The sequence below is a fragment of the Micromonospora sp. C51 genome, from assembly GCF_018070435.1.
In the GTDB taxonomy this organism is placed as follows: Bacteria; Actinomycetota; Actinomycetes; order Mycobacteriales; family Micromonosporaceae; genus Micromonospora; species Micromonospora sediminimaris.
Genome location: NZ_JAGPXQ010000008.1, coordinates 206,492 through 223,138, shown reverse-complemented (window position 1 = coordinate 223,138; position 16,647 = coordinate 206,492). Strand labels below are relative to the sequence as shown.

Genomic DNA, 16,647 nt, shown 5'->3' with positions numbered 1-16,647 from the left:
TACAACGCGACCGCGTCGGCCTTGAACTCGGCGGGGTAGTGCTTCATCACCATCTGTCAGGGACTCCTGATCTCCCCGGACCATCACGATCCAAGGCTCAAGTGTCCAGGACCAGGGGGCAACTCCCAGCCGCTGACGGGCGTGATGACAGTGGTGTCGGCGTACAGGGCCGGGTGTACAGGCAGGTACGCCAGAGCGTACAGAGATCCACGTCCCTGAAGAGCCGACGACGCCTTGTCGAGCAACCTCCACGCCACAACGGCCGACCCACTGGCCGATTACACTCTGTCACTGCCGGGGTTAGTCGCGCTCGTACCGGATGGCGGCAGATCCGTGCATTTGATCTTGGTGGACCTGCGGCGGCGATCAAGGCAAACCACGCTGTCAACGGCGGCCTCAGCGCGTTCGCTGCCCGGCGAGCAGGAGTAGTGGATGAAGTTGAGAACAGCGACGGTGGGAAGCTGAAAGCGGGGAATGCGCGACCGCCTGCGTCTGGAAAGCCGCTGGAGCGAGAAGGTGTGTCCGCCTAACGTGGTCAGTTATGGATGTAATCGCCGAGGGTGACCTGCCGACGTTGCAGCGCTGGCTCGATGGCGTCGAAAACCACCCGCTGCGCTGGTTCTTCAAGTCCCGTCGCCGGGATCCGCTACCGCCGGGCACGGTCTACGCCTGGTGGCGCAACCCGATCCTCACCCCGATCGAGGAGACGCTGGTGCTCCTCGAGGCCGCCGCGCCGGCTGGACTCGGCGCGAAACGGCGCGAGTTTCGGGCCGCCCGCGGCATGGGTCAGCCGGCGATGGAGAGGTTCATGCCGCTACGGGCGGAGCTTATCGTCGCGTCGCTGCTGGCCGAGGCGACGGTGCCGTTTCGGTTCAACACCGGCGCCGGTCCTGACCTGCTCGTCGGCGGCGACCCGCCCGCCTTCGGCATCGAGATCGGCTCCCGCAGTCCGAGCAGCCTGTCGCACCTGAGCCGGGCGTTGAGCGCCGCACTGCGCGAGCGCGGCCTTCCGGACGGAGTGGAAATTCGCACCGACCCGATCCCGCCGGTCGCGATCCGTAGCAGCGTTCAGCGGTCGATCATCGAACAGTTCGTCCCGCCGGACGGCAGTCCCGGTGTCACCGCGCTGCGGGTGATGGCCGCCCCAGCCCGGCCGGCCGACGGCATCCCGGCGTCGTGGTTGACAATCCGTCGCGGCGGGAGCACCACGTCGTCGATGGCACCGTTCAACAGCCCTCATATGCTTGCCCTGGCCCAGTCCGTCGCCATGGAGGTGCTACGTTACAAACGCAAGATCCGCCAGTCGCAAAAGCTGCCGACGTTGCTGATCGTCGATCTAAGCGGCGGCGACCTGCCCGACGTTCGCTACTGGGAGACCACCTTTGGTCCGCTGTGGCAGCCCACCGACACCTATCTCGCTCTCGGCGCCATGCACGTGCTCACCACCCGCCGCGTGCCCGAGATCCGCTTCTCGATCAACCCGTACGCCGACAAGGCCGCCGTCGGCATCGTCTCCGAGCCACTGCGCGGCGTTGCCGCCCTTGCCGATCTCGCGAACCGGGCCAACCGTCAGCCCCGCTGACGACAGTCGAGCCAAACGACAAATGCCGGGTTAAGAGCTCCTAACGAAATGAAGGTTGGCGTGTCCTCGGGACGTGAGGGTCGTTCTGTCTGAACGTGAGGAGGGGTGAGCAGCCGCCGTGGATTGTCTCGGACGAGCTGTGGGCCGAGATCGTGCCGCTGCTGCCACCCCGACCACCGCGGCGGCACAGGTTTCCCGGCCGTGAGCCCTTGGATGATCGCAAGGTGTTGTGCGGGATCCTGTTTGTGCTCTACACCGCGATCCCGTGGGAGTACCTGCCCCAAGAGCTCGGGTTCGGTTCGGGGATGACCTGCTGGCGCAGGTTGCGGGACTGGAACGACGCCGGCGTGTGGCAGCAACTGCACGAAGTCCTGCTGGGCAAACTCCGGGCGACCGGGCAACTGGATCTGTCGCGGGCGGTGATCGACGGCTCCCATGTCCGGGCGCTCAAGGGTGGCCCAAAACCGGTCCGAGCCCGGTCGACCGCCGCAAGCCAGGCTCGAAACACCACGTCATCACCGACGCGGGCGGCATCCCCCTCGCCGCTAGTCTGACCGGCGGCAACCGCCACGACGTCACCCAGCTCATGCCCCTGGTCGACAAGGTCCCCCGGATCAAGGGCATCCGCGGCCGGCCCCGGCAACGACCCGACCAGCTCTACGCCGACCGCGGCTACGACTACGACTGCTACCGCCGCGACCTACGGACCAAAGGCATCACCCCGGTCATCGCCCGACGCGGAACCGGTCACAGCTCCGAACTCGGCACCCGACGGTGGGTCGTCGAGCAGACCATCGCCCTGCTGCACTGGTTCCGCCGCCTGCGGATCCGCTGGGAGATCCGCGACGACATCCACGAAGCCTTCCTCACCCTCGCCTGCGCCATCATCTGCTGGCGCCGACTCCAACACTCAAAGAGTTAGGAGCTCTAAGTAAGGTACGTAGCGCACACCTCGGCACTACTGGACATCCAGACCGAAGCGTCGGGCCGAGGTGCACAGCACGGAGTGTGGCGAGCGCTTCGCGGCATCAGAGTATGCCGCGGCGAGCGCGCGAAGAGCCTAGGTGTACTGGAGCACTTTCATCATTCTTTTGGCGGCCAACTCGGCCCGAAGTGTTTGATCGAGACTTAATAGGTACCTAACGGGCGAGCTGGATTTCAGTCCGTCCAGGGTTACCTTGCGTTGCCACCAAGCTTGGCCTAGAACGAGGCTAATTCCCGCAACTGTTGCAATCTTGGGGAAGCTTTGAAACCCAGGAGCAACAACTGCTGGAAGCGCTAAGCTTTGGACTGTGATGAGCCCCTTTATCGTCTCGACGTTGAGTAGTCGATAGCCCTTTTTTAGCCGCCCCAAAGGCTGCTTCACTTTTACCTCAAGATGTGCTGCGAACTTCTCAGCAAGAATGTCGGGCTCGCGCGTTATCGCGAGCTCTTCGAGGTCCTGACGCTGCTCCGAGACAAAGATTCGGAACCCGCTTAGTTCTTCTGACAACTTTTCACGAATTTCAAGTAGACGTTCGATCTTAATGTTCTTGAGATCGCGCGGCACTACGGAGTCTATCGCCAACATCGCAAACATTGCGCAGTCTGGCGAAGAGGGTTTCGGTGGACTCTCCGCCTGAACACCGATCAGCATGTACATTGCAGCTTCTACGCCCTTGACAGGCCCTAGATGCTCCGCTTGATCCGTGATTGGCTCGAGTCGATTCGCGCTCGCACACGCACTGGCGAGAGCCATCATGTAAGCTTTTGCAACAGTTTCGTGAACCCCCACCCACTGCCAATCGTTCCCGCGGCCGATTCGGGCCATCCCTTCCTCGTGAACGAACTGAGCGAATCCCTGGCTCATCTTGCTAGCGTGAATCCAGGCAAGTCCTCCGCTGGGTCCTTCCGGACCGTCGCTGCCCCAGTTCGGCCCGTCGGCATCATTGATAGCATTCCGAATTGAGAATCGCTCCCTCAGCAATGATCGGTGTTCACTCATAAAGTGGAGAAGTTCTGCGGCCGTCTCCATAGTGTATTTTTCTGGCTTGAGTGGTCTCACGAGACCTTCATTAACTAGGGTCTGGGTTTCTGCATCGTCGTTAATTTGATAAATCGCGGGCTGGAGTCGCCAGACCTTATCCCAATAAAGCATGCTGACCTTGAGCCATTCCAGATCGCGGACTCGCATGAACGGGTAATATAGTCCGTGCGCCTGCATATTGACCAGCCCCCAGGTCGCTCTAACGACGGAATTAGAGACGCAAGAAGGACCTAGCGTATCGCCTCCGCGCTACATATGCCTAGGTTTTTCCCGAGCGCAAATGCAGGAAACTGCTGTTGCCGCGTCCGTGCACTCATCTCGGCACGACCGGATGCCAGTGCCTCCGATGTCCGCTACGCGATGTGACGCTCGGCCTGCGGCCAGATCAGTGCGTCCGGATGACTGCACGGCCACGTGCCCTGGCAAACTCAGCAGCGTGTTGACCACCATCACCCTCCGGAACGTCGGTACCGCCGCTATCGTGGTCGGACTGCTCATCGCCCTGTTGACCCTCGGCACAACCACCGACCGTCCATTTACGCTGGCCTGGCTGCTCGTACTCGTCGGGACGGGCCTGCGGTTGGAGGCCGCCATCCGTGCGCCGAAACGCCAGGCACGATAGCCTCGACCGCTAACCTTCCCGGCAGTACAGCAGCCCAGCTGTCGGTGCGGCAGGCATGGAGGCTGGCGCAGTCCCATCGGTACGAGCGTGCTCCGACAGGTTGCCCGACAACGTGCGGTGCGTGACGGACTGCCGTCGCCGTCACGCACCCGGTTCGCGGCGCGTCTGGCTCTCTCGTGCGAGAGACGTCGTGGACATCCACCGGTTTGCCAGCCGCGGGCACTTCGCCGTCCTGGAACGGCACCGCACCCCTGGACGCGTCCTCCGGCGACCAGCATCGCGATCGCCTGTCCCGAGCCGGGAACCGGCGCATCAACCGGGCGCTGCACATCATGGCCGTCGTTGAACTGTGCCACGACACCGAAGGACGCGCGCCGATGGCATCGCTGACCCGAACGCCGCGCCAATCTTCGACGCGCAGGTCGCCAACTGGCTCCGCGCGCCGGCGCAGGTGGAAGCCGGGATCTTTCACCTCGCTACGGGGCGTTGAGGAACGACGGGCCTTGCAGCACGCGCGGAGAGGTCGCCTACATACCGCTCTGCGGAAGTTCCGGATGCACGCGACGTCTGGCTGGCGTCACACGGTGGCCGTCACAGCCAGTAGCAACCCGGGGTCGAGGTTCAAGGGGTTGCTGGTGCGTAGGCTGGCTTCCAAAGCAGCCGCCGCGTCACGTTCGGGCGAATCGGCATGGCACTCACAGTCCAGCCATTCGGATGCGTAGTAGGCGTCGCCGATCACGCCGAGGGGGTAGCCGAGGGATGGGCTCAGCCGCGCCAGTTCCCGGACCGCCGCGAACTCGTCAGAGTCTGTTCGCGCAGCTACCGCCTGCCCAACCACACGTCCGACCAACTCAATGGCCTCGTCTGCGGGCAGCTCGGTGATCGAAAGTTCAGCCAGCAACTCGGGCACCAACTGGTCCACGACCCAAGGCGACGCCATCCGAGACAGGCCGGCAAGCTCCGCGACCGCTTTCCCCTCCGCCCCTTGTGCGAGCAAGTGAGCGGCTACATCTGGCCAGTGACTGGTCAGTATGAGCCCAAGTTGGTGAGCGCAACCAACGGCGCGACGTTCATCGGTGGTGAGCACTCCGTCCACTCCACTGCCTCCGGTTTCGTCACCATCCGCACCCAACATCATGCCCCGACGTCCGGGACGTCCGACGTTGCTATTCGGCTACGACCGGCCGCCAGCACCTGCCCTGATCCCAGCTTCGATCACTAGCGCCACGCGGCAGAAGAGTGAACCGGCTGAGCCACCGTGGATTGAAATCAGCGCGAGGTCGGCTCGCATCACTGGCATGCTCTGCCTCGTGCTCCGGCAGTTGGATGATGGCATCGAGCTCACGGCCGAACCGGGCCGAGGGTCCGTACGCCTTCGTAGTCCCCACAGACCTTGGGATGACTTGGTGCTCGACCTTCGATGTGAGGTGGACGATGCCGGCGTCAACGCTGCGACCTTGGTCCGCACGCTCGACGGTGACGGGATCGTGGCCTGGACGGACTCTCTGGCTGAGTCGTTTTACGGCTGGGATGGCGTGCGTAGCTGGCAGTCACTCGAACATGAGCTCCGCATCGACGCGACGCACGACGGACGCGGTCTTGTCAGCCTCCGTTTCGTCATCCGAGGTCCGCAGGGCTACGAAGCGGAAGCGTGGGAGGCCTCTGTCGTGGTGACCCTTGACAGTGGCGAGGACATGCGACGTCTCGTCGCCGAACTCACCTCGTTGATCTCGTAGCACGCCTGGCCGGAAGCACGGCCGGCTGCTACTTTCGAACATTGACCGCACGGCCGATCACGACGCGTGAAGGCCCCGACTGAGCGCCGCGCACGATCGGCGGCAGATCAAGGCATCCGGGCGATGCGGTGTTGGCCGGCCGGCGTTGCGCTCAGAAGCCTCGAAAAATGCCGTCCGGGCCTGCCAAGCGCGCGAACTCAACAAGGTCCATGTTCGCGATCGATAGGTTGTTCTCGATCGCCTGGACCTGCCGTGGCAGTGTCCTGAACGGGTCAGTCTCGTCCCTTTCGTTCAGATTAACGACGAGCAAGGGACGTTCCGGCAGCGCGATGGTGACGGCGTCGACGACGAACACCACCGGGTGTCTGTACTGACGTGGGTAGGCGCGAGGATAGCCGGCGGCGATTGCCGCACCGCTGAGGCCGTTCAGCGCTCGGTCCTCGGCGAACTCGACACCGGCCACGAAGCCCTCTTCCGTGGGGCTCACGATCTCGCCCTTGAGTTGCTCCCACACGCCGTCGTCGCGGAAGTCCGCACGTACGACCGGAACACACCACGTCTCTGGCAGATCGGCCACAGTTAAAGCGTAGCGAGACGGACGTTCCTCCGGTGGCGGCAGGGGGCGCATTGTTCTCGCCACGACCGGTGCCGGGTTGATCCGGTTGCGGTGACGCCGCGTAGCGCGCGGCCTGCGGCAGATCCGGACGGTCCTCGCGCACTGAGAGACTGAGCTGATGCAGGCGACGACCAAACTCCTCGACGAGATCTACGCGCTCATCGACAAGCTGCAACCCTACGACGACCTTGAGGCTCGTCATCGTCAGGAGTCCCTCGCCTGGCTCCGCGAGACCGACGACGTGTTCCGCCGTGTAAAGCCGCGGACCCCCTCGCCGCACCTGGTCGCTTACTTTCTCCTGCACGACGACCTGGATGGAAGTGTCCTCCTGGTAGACCACATCAAAGCCGGCCTGTGGCTACCCGCCGGCGGTCACGTCGAACCCGGGGAGCACCCGGCAGACACCGTGCGGCGCGAAACGGCGGAGGAACTCGGTGTCCCTGCCGTGTTCCTCCCCCAACTTGGTGAACGTCCCCTCTTCCTCACCGTCACGGAGACCGTTGGCACGTTGGAACAATGGCACACCGATGTCAGCCTGTGGTTTGTCCTAGCCAGCAGCCGCGATCAGGTGTTCACCCCCGACCCCGGCGAATTCCGAGGTATCCGATGGTGGACTCCCCAGGAGATCAGTGACGCTGATCCTCAAACCCTTGACCCCCATATGGAACGCCTGATCTCCAAGCTCGCCACACTCTGACCGAAGCCATGCCAACGGAGCACCGGCTGTCGCAGGCAGCCCCGAGCTTCCTCTCGGCGGCTTACTTATCAGCTCCTGGAATTGGCCGTGCGCCACGTCATGATCACTCGAAGCTATCGACCGCTACTTCGAAAGCTCAGCGTGAGCCTTGTCGCAGAAGTTCAAAAACGGTCTTGACGTACTGGGGAATAACGCCCTTGCGGGCATAGTCGGCCTCACGCAAGAAGAACTGTTTTTGGCCCGCTGTAACCTCACGCTCCATCATTGAACGGATCATTGATTCGGATAATCCAGTCTCGTCATGCGCGGCGCCGCTAGAAATTTCTTCGAGGGCCTTCAGCAATGCCTGCTCCGCACCTGGGACGTAGAGGTAATCAGAACTGTCAGGAAGTCTCTGTCGAGACAGGTCGACACCGCGACGAAACGCAACGTCAGAGAAACTGGCGCCGGAAAAGTCATTTCGATCAATTACGTTAATTGGCCGCAAGGCGAGGTCTCGATATCCAGGTGGCTCGGCCTTACCTTCGCGCTCCAACCACCGTACGTTCGAGGCATACGAATTGGCCGAACCTGGCGGGGGCGCACCCCAGAATGTGATCGATTTGATGAATCCAGTGAAACGGCAGCCGATGAGCTCCCAGTAGTCGGTGACGAGGTTCGAGATACGCGTGCCCCGGAAATCGCAGTTGACGAAGCGTGAAAAACCTGCGCTGCCGGAAATTTGCGCATTGTCGAATGTGCAGTCAACGTAGGTTGTCTGCTCCATACCAGCTCCGAATGAGGCGCCTTTCAGACGCAGGCCGTCGAAGCTGCACCTGGTGAAGGTGGAACCAATCGCCGTAAAACCTTTCAGGCCTTGTTCAGCGTAGTCGACCCCCACGATGTGGGCGTGGTCAAATACTTGCCGATCTTGCCCGTCCGAAGTCACGCCGCCACTCCCGTTGCGCACCACGGTTCGTCGCTCCCTACTTCCACCGATAGAGTGCATATTCTATCCCACGATAGTGGGGCCCTCTCCGCTTATGGGCAGAGACCTCACCTGGTGTGGTCAACTCGATCACCCGGCCCGTAGCCGTGTCAAGGAAGTCCGGCCCTGTTGTTCGGTAGGTAAAGCGGCCCGGATAGCGCTGGTCGAGTCGCTGTGCCGTTATCTTGTGAACCTCTGAACCCCGGAACATGGTGAGCAACCATGGCTTATCGCGGACTCTGTTCCACTGGCGATCGCTGAGGCGCGCGTCAAGCTGAGCCAGCCCTTCACCAACAACCTCCTCCGCAATTTCCTCTACCAGCTCCTTGCCGCTTTTCTTGACCACCTTCTGTTTTGCGTTTTTGGTGGACGACTTGGATGATTTTTCTGCCTTCTTCCGTGAAGGGGTTGCCTTGGAAGCGGATTTCTTGGTCTTTTTCGGGGTTACGTTGACCTTTGTCGAAGACCTTCGCTTCGCCGCCTCCTTGGCTTTTGCTGCGGCCTTGCGCGCTGCCCGTTGCGCCACGGATCGGGCTTGGCTTGTGACTCGTGAGATGCTCACGCCACGGCTAGTTTTGGCGGCAGTGTTGGCGCGCGCTCGGTTGCTGCCTTTGCTGCGGCTGCCCCTCGGGAAGGACGACCGGAAGGGTGCCCATCCTCCGGTGTTGATGGAGCCGGTTGCCCCGCGTGGTCCGGATCCTCCGATGCTGCCTCCGGCGCCGGCTTCGCGCGTGTGGTGTAGGCCGTCGGGGTCGGAGTAGAGGTTGGGGTTGTTGGCGGCGTAGGTATAGGCGTTGAGGGTTTGGGGGTCGGTGTAGTTGATGAGGGGGTCGGCGGTGAGGAAGCGGCCGGTGGTGGGGTCGTATTCGCGGGCGCCGAGGTGGGTGTAACCGGTGGGGTCGGTGGTGCCGCCGACGAAGCCCTTGTCGTCCGGCCATGTGCCGGGTGGAGTGCTGCGGTTTTCGCCGAAGGGGGTGAGGCGCCGACTAGTGGTGGTTTGGGTGGTGGCGTCGATGGCGAGTTGGGTGGTGCCGTGGTGGTTGGTGGCTGTCCAGGTGAGGCCGCCGGTGGTAGTGCGGACCGCGTTGGGGTAATAGCGGGTGGCAGTGACCTGGCCGGTGGTGTGGCTGAGCCGATACTCGTTGCCGCCGACGTAGAGGATTCTGTCGGTGCCGGGATTGTCGGCGATGAGGCGGTTGCCTTCAGCGTCGTAGATGTAGGTGTGGGTGTTGGTGCCGTTCGCGAGGTCGGTGAGGTGGCCTTCGGCGTCGAAGGTGAGGGTTTGGTTGGGGTTGCCTGTGCTGTTGCGGGTTTTCTGGTAGCCGCCGTTGTCGTAGGTGTAGGCGGTGGTGGGTCCGCCGCCATCGGTGGTGATGCCGGTGACGGCGTGGGGTCGCGGCGCGCCTGGGGTGGGGTAGGTGTAGGTGCGGGTGGTGTCGCCGTCGGTGGTGTGCCGGGTGTCGGTGAGCCGGTTGCCGGTCTTGTCGTAGGTGTAGGAGTACCAGTAGGCGTCGGCGCCGCCGACGATGGATTGGCTGGGTGTGCTTTGGCAGGTGGCGGCGGTGGTGGTCCAGGCTTCGGTGAGTTGTTGCAGGTAGTCGTAGCCGAAGCACTGATTGGCGATCGTGGTGCCGCCGTTGGTTTCGGTGATGCTGGTGATGTTGCCGTCGGCGTTGTAGCTGTACTGCTCGGTGAGCTTCTCCACCCAGGTATCGGAGGCGGCGGGGTTCTCGGTGTGGACCTCGGCTGTGACGAGGCGGCCGGTGGCGTCGTCGATGGTGGTGGTGAGGCGGACGCGTTTGCCGCCGGAGCCGAGGATTTGTTGCTTGGGTGCGCCGTGCCATGAGTACTGGGCGCTGGCGAGGTAGGTGTCCAGTCCGGTGACACCGGCAAGGTATCCCTGGTCGGTGTAGGTGGAGGTGATTGTTTCAGCGGCCAAGCCGCCCTTGGCGGGCAAATCAACAGTCGCCAGGGTTCCGTCGGGGTGGTAGCCGTATTCCGTCATGTAGGTACCGGCGAGGGCGCCTTGGCTGGCGGGGATCGTGTGGGTGGTGCTGGTGGGCTGGTACAGGTCGGTGTAGCCGTCGGCCTGCTGGGTGTAGGAGCCGCTGCTGTGGTGACGGGTTGATGAGGTGAGTTGACCCTTGGCGAGGGTGTCGTAGGTCCAGGAGGCGCGCAAGGTGCCGGTGGCGTTGTCGTCGCGCAGTGCGGTGATGCGACCGAGGGCGTCGTAGGTGCGATGCAGCACCTCGCCGCGGCCGTCGGTGGTGCTGGTGAGTTGGTTGTTGTTGTCGTAGCCGTAGATGCGTTCGCCGACGTCGGGGTCTGTGGTGCCGGTGACGCGGTCGAGGCGATCGTAGGTGTGGGTCCAGGTGTTGCCGACCGGGTCGGTGACGGTGGTGAGTCGATCGAGCGGGTCGTAGGCGTAGGTGGTCTCGTCGTAGCCGCCGGTGGGACCGGTGCCCTGGTATTGACGCAGGGCGATGGTGCGGCCGTTGGCGTCCTCAATAGTGGTGGTGGGGATACCGTCGGCGGGTGGGTCGATGTTGGTGCGATCGCCGTCGTAGGTGAGGGTGGTGTGCCACTTCTCGGTGTTGTGGGACCACAGGGCGTCACGGGTGAGGTCTTCGTTGCCGTCGTAGGTGTAGCGGCGTTGGGTGGGCACGTCGGCATCGGCGAAGCTCACCAGGGTGGCGGTGGGGCCGCTGGCGTTGTTGTAGAACGCGGACGCCTTGACGGTCAGACCGCGTGAGTCGTAGCGGACATCGCCGATGACGCGTTTGCCGTCGGGTGCGGTGCTTTGGGTTTGCCGCAGGCGCAGGAGACCGTCGTAGATCTCGAAAGAGCTGATCTGGTTGCCGTTCGGGCCCAGCGTCTTGGTTTGTACGGTGGTGGGTGCGGTCTTGGTGACGCTGTAGACGTACTCGGTGTTCGGGGTGACGCTGGTGGGACGGCCGGGTAGCCAGGTTTTGGTCAGTCGGCCCAGCGGGTCGTACTGGGCGTGACTGACCTTGTCGTTGGCGTCGATCGAGGTGGTCGTCTGTCCACGCAGGTTGAGGGTGTCGGTGGTGTCGTGGCCGGCGGCGTTGATTTCGGTTACTGCCGTGACCGGGCTGCCCAGCTCAGGTGTGTAGGTGGTGGTGGTGGTGGTGTGGTTGAGGGCGTCGGTGCTGGTCTTGATCCGGCCGTGGGCGTCGTAGGTGCTGGTGTCGGTGGTGATCCAGTTCGCGGTGGTGCCGGTGTAGGTGGCTAGGTCGTCTACCCGGGTGGGTAGGCCCTTGGTCGGCGCGGCGCCGAGCGTGGCGGAGCCGTCGTAGTACACGCGGCTGCCCGAGAGGACGTTGGCGGGGCCCGGTGAGGCGGTGCAGTCGGTGACGATTTCCTCGGCTTGGTAGTCGATGAGCCAGGCGGTGGTGTTGCGGGCGTAGCTGTAGCTGGTGCAGGTCTCGTCGCCGGTGACGGCGTTGTCGCCGTTGTCGGTCGTGGTGGTCGGGGCGCCGTAGGTGGTGTCGAACTGGTGGAACACCTCTGCGCGGCGCCATGTGTTGGTCGCGGCGATCCAGGTGTAGGTGTGGAAGACCCGCGGCTGGGCGTACCACGCTTCGAAGGTGGTGGGCTGTGCGTGGGTGGCTGATTCGACGCGCAGGGCGGTGCGGTGTCGCCACGGGCCATAAATGGTGCGTTCGACGGGCTGGCCGCCGGCGGCGTCGTAGAGGATCTCCTCGCGCAGCATGCCGGTGTAGCTATTGAAGTCGGACAGGACGAAGGCGTCCGAGGCGGTGATGGTGACCGAGCGGGTGTTCTCACCGGCGTCGGTTCGGTCGCCGTGCATGCCGGTGAAGTAGACGTACCGGGACTGCGAGCGGGTGCCAGTGGTCGCTCCCTCGGTGACTGTCACCACGGCCCAGCCGCGGAAGTCTGACCAGCTGCGCTGCTCCAGCGGTGAGCCCCAGGCGTTGTCGTTGTGATGCCACAGCACCGGCGTGGAGGACCCGACGGTGGTTGCGCCCACCGGGGCGGAGGTGGCGTAGGCGTAAGCGGTGACCATGTCGGGGGAGGAGCCGACCAGGTCCCTCTCGAGGACTTGGGTCACCCGGTACTTGTTCCACCATCCCCAGCCACCGACGTTGTCCGGTGGCGTGTAGTACTGCGGAAAGCACCGCTTGGTGTTCGTGGCGGGGTCCGCGGGCAGGGATGTCACGGTGCAGTCTGATGCCTCGTAGGTGATCTGGAGCTGGCTGCCGGTCTCGTTGGCGACACTGGTGATCCGGTATTTGTTCGTCAGTGGCACCCCGGCGGTCACGTTGTGATCGGTACGGTTGGCCATCCGCGTGCCCCCGAATGTCACCGTTGGCAGCGCCTGGGTGGAGGTGCCGTGCCCACCGGTGCGGGTGATCGAGGCCAGCCACAAGGCGGGTGAGGTCAGCGCGGCGTCCTCGCCTGTTGCCGGGAACTGGTGGGTGAATGACCAGGTGTCGACCGTCACGTAGGAGGAGCCGCTGTAGACCTGCGCAGTGATCGACTGCAAGCGTCGTGCGGTCCAGAACGTCGGAGCGCCGATGCTGCACGTGGTGCCGGAGCATCTCAGGTCCCACGGGGTGTCGGGCCAGTTCGCAGTGGTCGGGGTGGTTGCGGTTCCACAGGAGGACAGACACCGGTCGGCCGTGGTGAACAGGACCTGCATGGCCGGAGTGGTCGGTTGCGGGTAGCCGCGCGACCCGTACTCGATACGCGACAGGTACGCCGCCCGGTCATAGGTCGACACCGTGTTGGCGTTCCCTGCGCGCGCCGTGCGGTTGTACTCCTTGGTGTAGAAGAACGACATCACGTTGCCGGCGGGGTCCTCGACGCGGTCGAGGTTCCACCGGTAGGCCATCGCACAGTAGGAGCCAGCGAACCCGCCAGCCTTGTAGCACGGCTCACCGGTGTGGTTGGAGAAAACAGGGGCGCCGAGCGTGGAGAATGTCTCGCGGTTGTCGACCCAGTTCCAACCGAAGTGGTACTTGGTGCCGTCGGGGGCGGTCAACCTCCAGCGCTCGTTGTTCCAGTTGTGAGTGGTCTGCGTCCCACCGGTCACATACTCGATCTTGGTGCCGTCGTCGTTGGCCTTACGCCAGGCGCCGGTGGCGTCGTTGCGGATCAGCTCGGTGGACTGACCGTCCAGCACGAGAGTTAGATTGTGGTCCCGCCAGCACAGATCTGCGGTGGCGTTGGTGTAGGCAGGCGCGTTAGCCAGGTCGTCCTTGCACGGACGGTAGGACCGCTCGATGTAGCCCGGGTTGTAGTCCCAGCCCTCCCCTACCCAGGATGTCTGGGTGTTTTCCCCGTTTGTCTGCCCGTCCACTCGACCCGACGAGTAGTCCAACGCGATCTCAGGATCCAGCCCGCCCGCAGACTCCGGCACCGGCATGTCGTAAGACCACGAAAAGTTACCGGACTGGGCTCCCGCCGCCCACCTCGCCGACGACGCCAGCTGCGTCTTGGCGAAGGTGCCAGTTTGACTCGATGTCCCCGCTACCAGAGCTACGACAGCGCTAGGGATTGTCTCCTGAGTGGCTCCGAAGGAGACATCCGCAGGGGCCGTCAGAGCGAGGGACACATCGGCCGTGACGACCTCGCGGACGCTGTCGTTCTTGCTCGGGATGACATGCAATTCGCAGGCATCAGTGTCAGACGGCTGCGCGCAATCAGTGAACTGCACAAGTTGCAGACGGGAGGCCCATGCGGCGCCGAACATGCCCCGCATGGTCGAGTAGTCGAACTCCACCCCCACCCTCGCCTCGGCGGACTGCTCGTCTGCGCGAGAGACACGCGCAAGGACCGGCACGTCTGCGGTCTCCGCCTCGTCCTTGTCCAGCACCTCCACTCGCACCCGCGACGGTGCCGCACCGTTGGCCCTCATCACCCGCACCGGCAAGCCACCCACCGAGGTCGTGGGCGCCTTCCTTGCCACGGCAGGCTCCCGCACCTCCAGGACCGCGCTGCCAGCCGCCGGCGACGCACCCGACCCTGCCTTCCACTGCTCTCCCGCCGACTGCGACATAGACGCCGAACGGCTGCCCATCTTGGACACCGGCACCGACCGGTCCTTCGACACCCCCGGAGCCGACGGCGCAGCAGACGCCGACGGTACGTACGGCAACAGCGTCACCGCCAATACCATCACCGCGACCAATGCGCCCCGATGCAACAGCTTCTCGAGAAACACGAAGACAGTCGATGCCTCGACCGTGTCGTCCACCACAGCTCCACCTCCGCGAGCAAAGTGATCGAAACGTAGAGGCCCACAACGGAGAGAGCAAGAGCGACTACAAACTGCTACCACAAAGCGGCCAAACATGAATCAAACCTGCTGCGGCAGCACCTTCGGTGACCGAGGTCCACGGGTTCGCAGGCGTAGATCGGGATGCGATTTGAGTCGGGTAGCGAGAGGTGAAGCCCGTCGGCCCGATGCGATGCCGAGCGGCACGGTGGATGGGACCAACAGTGCAAGCCCGTACGCTCGCGGTCATCTTCGCCGGCCTCAAGCGCGACTGGCCGCCAGCCCTTCGATCGAGCATCCGCACATCGGCAGATCCGCACGCCGAGAGAACGGACGGCTCAGCAACATCCCGTAACGCAACGTCACCGACTTGGACCGTCGTCAGAGTAGGCAGCGACTCGCCGGACGCATACCGAACTAAGGGACGTCTCGTAACTCCGTCGCCTGTCCATGGTGGATCATGTCGGGGTGCAGGTGATCTCGGCAGCCCGCCCGGAGTGGATCTTCCCGTTCACCGGGCTGCAGCCCGTCCAGTTCCGCCGGCTGGTCAAGTTGGTCGCTGAGCGGGGCGGTGACGCGATCGCTGATGGTCGGCCGGGGCGGCAGTGGTCGCTCGATCTGGCTGATCGGGTGCTGCTGGTCGCGGCGTACTGGCGGACGAACCTGACGATGCGGCAGATCGGTCCCCTGTTCGGGGTGTCGCACTCCGCCGCGCACAGGGTCATCGACACCCTCGGCCCGCTCCTCGCCTTGGCTCCGGTACGCCGACGTCGGGTAGACCAGATCGCCATCGTCGACGGCACCCTCGTCCCGACCCGCGACCACCGCCTCGCCGCACCGAGCAAGAACTACCGCTACTCCACGAACCTGCAGGTCGCCATCGACGCCCACACCCGTCTCGTCGTCGCCCTCGGTGACCCGCAGCCCGGCAACCGCAACGACACCATCGTCTACCGCACCTCCGGCATCGACGCCAAGCTCGCAGGTAGGCCGGTCATGGCCGACGGCGCCTACCGCGGCAACCCCGACGTGATCATTCCCTACCGCAAACCCACCGACGGCAGCGAGCTACCCGTCTGGAAGAAGGACCTGAACAAGCAGCACCGCACCGTCCGAGCGCAGGTCGAACACGCCCTGGCCCGCATGAAGTGCTTCAAGATCCTGCGCGACTACCGCCGCGCCGCCCACACATTGACCGACACCGCTTCCGGCATCGCCCACCTCCACAACATCATCCTGCTCGGCTGACACCAGCACCGTTACCAGGCAACGCCTTCACCGAGTTACGAGACGTCCTTTAGGCATCAGGTTGCACTTGCAGCCGTACGTACCTCTGCACTCGGATCTATACACCGACAGGTGGCGGGACGGCGCGGTTCTCGCCTCCCTTCACAGGATCGGTCGGACTGTTCCCGTCACCCCTGGCTCAGCAGGGCGGCGAGATGATCGTCGAACGACTGCGCGAGGCTTGCCAGCAGGGCTTTGCCCTTGGCTGCGGTGCCTGCTGAGGGGCGGCCGATGACGCCCGTCTTCGTGTACGCGCTCATCCCGTGGAGTAGCAGCATCGGTCGGTCGTCTGCGGCGTGGTCTCCAGCGCTGAAGTCCTCGCCGACCGCGTGGGGCTGTACGTGTAGCAGGATGGAAACTTCCAGCTCACCGGCGTGCATATCGTGGTGGGCGTCGCTGTCCAAGCGCGCTTCTTGCCGGGCTTTTGCCCAGTCGGTGCGGGTTGGGAACAGCGTCATCGAGCCGGGCGTCACGGTATTGGCGGTCTGCACGATGTTGGACAGCACGTAGTTGCCGCCGTGGCCGTTGACGATGGCCAGCCGGGTGATTCCGCTCGCGGCGAGCGAGGACCGGATGTCCTCGATGACCGCTGAGAGGGTTTGGTGGCTGATGCTGACGGTACCGGCCCAGCCGGCGTGCTCGTGCGAGCACGACAGCGTGATCGGCGGCAGGACCAGGACGTTGTGCTGTCGCGCGATGGCCGCAGCGATTGCGGTGGCGACGATCGTGTCGGTGGTCAGCGGTAGAAACGAACCGTGCTGCTCGAAGCTGCCGACGGGTAGAACGGCTACCTCAGGTGCGCTCGCGGCGACGTCGGTGCTGGTGATAAGCGGCAGCAGGTCCATAGGGTCA

General features: G+C 64.0%; 12 protein-coding genes and 1 pseudogene. 7 read left to right on the top strand and 6 right to left on the bottom strand.

Annotation, left to right across the window (positions count from 1 at the left end):
- Window positions 1–712: 712 nt before the first annotated feature.
- Entirely contained in the window at window positions 713–1,582 is an 870-nt protein-coding gene (locus KBX50_RS12610; RefSeq protein WP_307870936.1) for a hypothetical protein, read from the top strand.
- 122 nt (window positions 1,583–1,704) lie between these two features.
- Window positions 1,705–2,504, top strand: a protein-coding gene (locus KBX50_RS12605; RefSeq protein ID WP_210937220.1) for an IS5 family transposase whose coding sequence is annotated in 2 segments (ribosomal slippage) — window positions 1,705–2,041 and window positions 2,041–2,504 — 801 coding nt in all. Because the reading frame shifts where the segments join, the coding sequence is not laid out codon by codon here.
- A gap of 138 nt (window positions 2,505–2,642) precedes the next feature.
- On the opposite strand, the gene KBX50_RS12600 is transcribed toward KBX50_RS12605, so the two are convergent.
- The gene (locus KBX50_RS12600) at window positions 2,643–3,755 is read right to left on the bottom strand and encodes a hypothetical protein (RefSeq protein ID WP_210937201.1); all 1,113 of its coding nucleotides are present in this window, start codon (window positions 3,753–3,755) and stop codon (window positions 2,643–2,645) included.
- 289 nt (window positions 3,756–4,044) lie between these two features.
- Between KBX50_RS12600 and KBX50_RS12595 the strand changes: the two genes are divergently transcribed.
- The gene (locus KBX50_RS12595) at window positions 4,045–4,230 is read left to right on the top strand and encodes a hypothetical protein (protein WP_158240193.1); all 186 of its coding nucleotides are present in this window, start codon (window positions 4,045–4,047) and stop codon (window positions 4,228–4,230) included.
- Between the two features lie 176 nt (window positions 4,231–4,406).
- A pseudogene (locus tag KBX50_RS32790) lies at window positions 4,407–4,538 on the top strand (hypothetical protein); the annotation flags it as partial.
- Between the two features lie 269 nt (window positions 4,539–4,807).
- Here KBX50_RS32790 and KBX50_RS12585 read toward each other — a convergent pair.
- Window positions 4,808–5,152, bottom strand: a complete 345-nt coding sequence (locus tag KBX50_RS12585) for a hypothetical protein (protein WP_307870935.1) — start codon at window positions 5,150–5,152, stop codon at window positions 4,808–4,810.
- A 214-nt stretch (window positions 5,153–5,366) separates the two neighbouring features.
- Between KBX50_RS12585 and KBX50_RS12580 the strand changes: the two genes are divergently transcribed.
- Window positions 5,367–5,966: a DUF6228 family protein gene (locus KBX50_RS12580; protein ID WP_307870934.1), complete on the top strand. Its 600-nt coding sequence runs from the start codon at window positions 5,367–5,369 to the stop codon at window positions 5,964–5,966.
- Window positions 5,967–6,117: 151 nt separating this feature from the next.
- On the opposite strand, the gene KBX50_RS12575 is transcribed toward KBX50_RS12580, so the two are convergent.
- Window positions 6,118–6,543: a hypothetical protein gene (locus KBX50_RS12575; RefSeq protein ID WP_210937199.1), complete on the bottom strand. Its 426-nt coding sequence runs from the start codon at window positions 6,541–6,543 to the stop codon at window positions 6,118–6,120.
- Between the two features lie 157 nt (window positions 6,544–6,700).
- Here KBX50_RS12575 and KBX50_RS12570 point away from each other — a divergent pair, with 157 nt between their 5' ends.
- Entirely contained in the window at window positions 6,701–7,279 is a 579-nt protein-coding gene (locus KBX50_RS12570) for an NUDIX hydrolase (RefSeq protein ID WP_210937198.1), read from the top strand.
- Between the two features lie 136 nt (window positions 7,280–7,415).
- Here the strand turns inward: KBX50_RS12570 and KBX50_RS12565 are convergent, their stop codons facing one another.
- Entirely contained in the window at window positions 7,416–8,207 is a 792-nt protein-coding gene (locus KBX50_RS12565; RefSeq protein WP_210937197.1) for a hypothetical protein, read from the bottom strand.
- Between the two features lie 37 nt (window positions 8,208–8,244).
- Complete coding sequence (locus tag KBX50_RS33580; RefSeq protein ID WP_210937196.1) at window positions 8,245–14,487, bottom strand: RHS repeat domain-containing protein; 6,243 nt, start codon at window positions 14,485–14,487, stop codon at window positions 8,245–8,247.
- Between the two features lie 489 nt (window positions 14,488–14,976).
- Here KBX50_RS33580 and KBX50_RS12555 point away from each other — a divergent pair, with 489 nt between their 5' ends.
- Complete coding sequence (locus KBX50_RS12555) at window positions 14,977–15,756, top strand: transposase family protein (RefSeq protein WP_210937218.1); 780 nt, start codon at window positions 14,977–14,979, stop codon at window positions 15,754–15,756.
- 167 nt (window positions 15,757–15,923) lie between these two features.
- On the opposite strand, the gene KBX50_RS12550 is transcribed toward KBX50_RS12555, so the two are convergent.
- Complete coding sequence (locus tag KBX50_RS12550) at window positions 15,924–16,640, bottom strand: creatininase family protein (protein WP_210822060.1); 717 nt, start codon at window positions 16,638–16,640, stop codon at window positions 15,924–15,926.
- Window positions 16,641–16,647: the final 7 nt, after the last annotated feature.

What these genes read in the sequence shown, in the direction of transcription:
- KBX50_RS12600 (WP_210937201.1), bottom strand. Translation starts at nt 3,755, where the DNA reads ATGCGAGTCCGCGATCTGGAATGGCTCAAGGTCAGCATGCTTTATTGG.
- KBX50_RS12580 (WP_307870934.1), top strand. Translation starts at nt 5,367, where the DNA reads ATGCCCCGACGTCCGGGACGTCCGACGTTGCTATTCGGCTACGACCGG.
- KBX50_RS12570 (WP_210937198.1), top strand. Translation starts at nt 6,701, where the DNA reads ATGCAGGCGACGACCAAACTCCTCGACGAGATCTACGCGCTCATCGAC.
- KBX50_RS12550 (WP_210822060.1), bottom strand. Translation starts at nt 16,640, where the DNA reads ATGGACCTGCTGCCGCTTATCACCAGCACCGACGTCGCCGCGAGCGCA.